Raw genomic sequence first — 2,395 nt, 5'->3', positions numbered from 1 at the left:
CTCAGAACTAACACAGTGGACGCGAGCAACTGAGGACAAGCCCTCGGCCTATTAGTACCGGTCAACTCCACACGTTACCGTGCTTCCATATCCGGCCTATCAACCCAGTCGTCTACTGGGAGCCTTACCCCATCAAGTGGGTGGGAGTCCTCATCTCGAAGCAGGCTTCCCGCTTAGATGCTTTCAGCGGTTATCCCTCCCGAACGTAGCCAACCAGCCATGCCCTTGGCAGAACAACTGGCACACCAGAGGTTCGTCCGTCCCGGTCCTCTCGTACTAGGGACAGCCCTTCTCAAGACTCCTACGCGCACAGCGGATAGGGACCGAACTGTCTCACGACGTTCTAAACCCAGCTCGCGTACCGCTTTAATGGGCGAACAGCCCAACCCTTGGGACCGACTCCAGCCCCAGGATGCGACGAGCCGACATCGAGGTGCCAAACCATCCCGTCGATATGGACTCTTGGGGAAGATCAGCCTGTTATCCCCGGGGTACCTTTTATCCGTTGAGCGACGGCGCTTCCACAAGCCACCGCCGGATCACTAGTCCCGACTTTCGTCCCTGCTCGACCCGTCGGTCTCACAGTCAAGCTCCCTTGTGCACTTACACTCAACACCTGATTACCAACCAGGCTGAGGGAACCTTTGGGCGCCTCCGTTACTCTTTAGGAGGCAACCGCCCCAGTTAAACTACCCATCAGACACTGTCCCTGATCCGGATCACGGACCCAGGTTAGACATCCAGCACGACCAGACTGGTATTTCAACGACGACTCCACCTGAACTGGCGTCCAGATTTCAAAGTCTCCCAGCTATCCTACACAAGCCGAACCGAACACCAATATCAAACTGTAGTAAAGGTCCCGGGGTCTTTCCGTCCTGCTGCGCGAAACGAGCATCTTTACTCGTAGTGCAATTTCACCGGGCCTATGGTTGAGACAGTCGAGAAGTCGTTACGCCATTCGTGCAGGTCGGAACTTACCCGACAAGGAATTTCGCTACCTTAGGATGGTTATAGTTACCACCGCCGTTTACTGGCGCTTAAGTTCTCAGCTTCGCCCCACCGAAATGGAGCTAACCGGTCCCCTTAACGTTCCAGCACCGGGCAGGCGTCAGTCCGTATACATCGCCTTACGGCTTCGCACGGACCTGTGTTTTTAGTAAACAGTCGCTTCTCGCTGGTCTCTGCGGCCACCCCCAGCTCAGAGCGCAAAGCTCATCACCAGTTGTGGCCCCCCTTCTCCCGAAGTTACGGGGGCATTTTGCCGAGTTCCTTAACCATAGTTCACCCGAACGCCTCGGTATTCTCTACCTGACCACCTGAGTCGGTTTAGGGTACGGGCCGCCATGAAACTCGCTAGAGGCTTTTCTCGACAGCATAGGATCATCCACTTCACCACAATCGGCTCGGCATCAGGTCTCAGCCTCATGTGCGACGGATTTACCTATCGCACGGCCTACACCCTTACCCCGGGACAACCACCGCCCGGGATGGACTACCTTCCTGCGTCACCCCATCACTCACCTACTAACCGCTTGGTCCGGCGGCTCCACCACTCCCCTCAACTCCGAAGAGATCAGGGCGGCTTCACGGCCTTAGCATCACGATGCTCGATGTTTGACGCTTCACAGCGGGTACCGGAATATCAACCGGTTATCCATCGACTACGCCTGTCGGCCTCGCCTTAGGTCCCGACTTACCCTGGGCAGATCAGCTTGACCCAGGAACCCTTAGTCAATCGGCGCAAACGTTTCTCACGTTTGTATCGCTACTCATGCCTGCATTCTCACTCGTGAACCGTCCACCACTGCCTTCCGGCGCAGCTTCACCCGGCACACGACGCTCCCCTACCCATCACAGCGGGCGTTGGCCCTCATGCTGCAATGACACGACTTCGGCGGTACGCTTGAGCCCCGCTACATTGTCGGCGCGGAATCACTAGACCAGTGAGCTATTACGCACTCTTTCAAGGGTGGCTGCTTCTAAGCCAACCTCCTGGTTGTCTGTGCGACTCCACATCCTTTCCCACTTAGCGTACGCTTAGGGGCCTTAGTCGATGCTCTGGGCTGTTTCCCTCTCGACCATGGAGCTTATCCCCCACAGTCTCACTGCCGCGCTCTCACTTACCGGCATTCGGAGTTTGGCTAAGGTCAGTAACCCGGTAGGGCCCATCGCCTATCCAGTGCTCTACCTCCGGCAAGAAACACACGACGCTGCACCTAAATGCATTTCGGGGAGAACCAGCTATCACGGAGTTTGATTGGCCTTTCACCCCTAACCACAGGTCATCCCCCAGGTTTTCAACCCTGGTGGGTTCGGTCCTCCACGAAGTCTTACCTCCGCTTCAACCTGCCCATGGCTAGATCACTCCGCTTCGGGTCTTGAGCGTGCTACT

Annotated in this window: 1 rRNA gene; it reads right to left on the bottom strand. The window is 56.6% G+C overall.

Annotated features, from left to right (window positions below):
• Positions 1-31 precede the first annotated feature (31 nt).
• Positions 32-2,395: ribosomal RNA gene (locus tag ACZ7LV_RS38945) — 23S ribosomal RNA — on the bottom strand; the annotation flags it as partial.

The organism is Streptomyces sp. NPDC107562, from assembly GCF_055657325.1.
This window is presented reverse-complemented; position numbering and strand designations above follow the sequence as displayed.